This window comes from Pseudomonas edaphica (assembly GCF_005863185.1).
GTDB lineage: Bacteria > Pseudomonadota > Gammaproteobacteria > Pseudomonadales > Pseudomonadaceae > Aquipseudomonas > Aquipseudomonas edaphica.
The window spans coordinates 1-1,579 of sequence record NZ_VBVZ01000943.1 but is presented as its reverse complement, the minus strand read 5'-3'; the positions used below and the strand labels follow the sequence as shown (position 1 = coordinate 1,579).

Here is a 1,579-nt window from a genome sequence, read left to right as displayed (position 1 = left end):
TTGTTTAACCGCGTTTTTACTTCAAACTATTTTCCAGCCAGGCTTTGAGGTCCTGTATTTCAGCCGCGCTCACGGTATGCGGCATGCCCATATACCCATGAAACTCAGGCTTCAGCCCCAGCCCCAGCAACACCTCATTGGCGCGGGTGGCCGACGCATACGGCAGCGCCTGGTCCAAGGTGCCATGGCCGATAAAAATCGCCAGCTTATTCAATGACTCATCAGGCTTGAGCTCTGCCTTGAGCACCGGCAACACGCTGCCACTCAGCGCCGCAATCCCCCGCACCATGGCAGGCTTTCGCAAGCCCACCTCATACGCCATGATCGCGCCCTGGCTGAACCCCACCAGGAACACCCGATCGCTTTGTGTGTGGTACTTGGCCGTGGCCTTGCTGACAAAGTTTTCAATCAGCTGGGCGCTGCGCTGCAAATCCGCCGTCTCGCCGTCGTAATCACCCTCCCCGGGCTTCTTGGCAAACCAGCGATAACCACTGGGGTCCACCGGCATCGGCGCGCGGGCCGACAAATAGGTCCAGGTGGACGGCAACGCGTCCTTGATGCCAAACAAGTCTTCTTCGTTGCTGCCAAACCCGTGCAGGAAGATCACCAGCGGCTGGTTGCGCGCATCACTCTGCGTCTGCTCCAGGTAGGCCAACGGCAAGTCCGTGTGCAAGGCATCATCGGCGTGGGCGGCACCGGCGACTAACGCCAGCGTCAGGGCGAACAGTTTGAACATGGGCATCAACCTCAGGGTTTGCGCAACAGATACGTGTCCATGATCCAGCCATTCTCCAGGCGCGCAGCCTTGCGCACCCGTTGGATTTCGTCGGCCACTTCACTGACTTTGCCGCTGATCAGTATTTCATCCGGCGTGCCCAGGTAGGCTCCCCAGTAAATATCCATATCCTGGTCGGCCACAGTGCGGTAGGAGTCCTCGGCATCAAGCATCACCACCAAGGTATCGGCATCACTTGCCTGCCCCGCCGCCAGCCGGCGCCCGGTGGTGATCTCGATCGAGCGGCCGATACGGTTGAGCGCCACCTTATGCTGAGCCGCCAGGGCCTGCACGCTGGTGATGCCGGGGATCACTTCGAACTCAAACTCACAACGGCCGCTGGCCAGAATCGCCTGCAGGATGCGGATGGTGCTGTCGTACAGCGCAGGGTCGCCCCACGCCAGGAAAGCGCCCACTTCACCGTCGGCCATTTGCTCGTTGATCATGCGCTCGAAGGTCAGCTGCTTGTCGCGGTTCAGGTCCTGCACGGCGGTGGTGTAGTCGATATCACCGCGCACGCGCTCGGGGCAGTCGGCCTCGACGAAACGGTAACCGGGCTCGGTGATGTAGGTTTCGCAGATCTCACGGCGCAGGTCGATCAACTTGTCTTTGCTCTGGCCCTTGTCCATCAAAAAAAACACGTCGGTGCGGTTCAGCGCCTTTACGGCCTGCATCGTGATGTAGTCAGGGTTGCCGGCGCCAATGCCGATGATCAGGATGCGTTTCATGGGGTGCTCTCATTGCGGGGCGTGGATTTTGCCATGTTCATGGCACTCGGCGTGAGTTTCCAGGCGCAGGCGCCAT

Annotated in this window: 2 protein-coding genes; both read right to left on the bottom strand. The window is 60.0% G+C overall.

Annotation, left to right across the window (positions count from 1 at the left end; all coding sequences use genetic code 11):
• Positions 1-16: 16 nt before the first annotated feature.
• A complete protein-coding gene (locus FEM54_RS32320) occupies positions 17-736 on the bottom strand; it encodes an alpha/beta hydrolase (protein ID WP_138454255.1) in 720 nt (239 codons plus the stop codon).
• Positions 737-747: 11 nt separating this feature from the next.
• Entirely contained in the window at positions 748-1,503 is a 756-nt protein-coding gene (gene cobF / locus FEM54_RS32315; protein WP_017139636.1) for a precorrin-6A synthase (deacetylating), read from the bottom strand.
• Positions 1,504-1,579: the final 76 nt, after the last annotated feature.

What these genes read in the sequence shown, in the direction of transcription:
- FEM54_RS32320 (WP_138454255.1), bottom strand. Translation starts at nt 736, where the DNA reads ATGTTCAAACTGTTCGCCCTGACGCTGGCGTTAGTCGCCGGTGCCGCC.
- cobF (WP_017139636.1), bottom strand. Translation starts at nt 1,503, where the DNA reads ATGAAACGCATCCTGATCATCGGCATTGGCGCCGGCAACCCTGACTAC.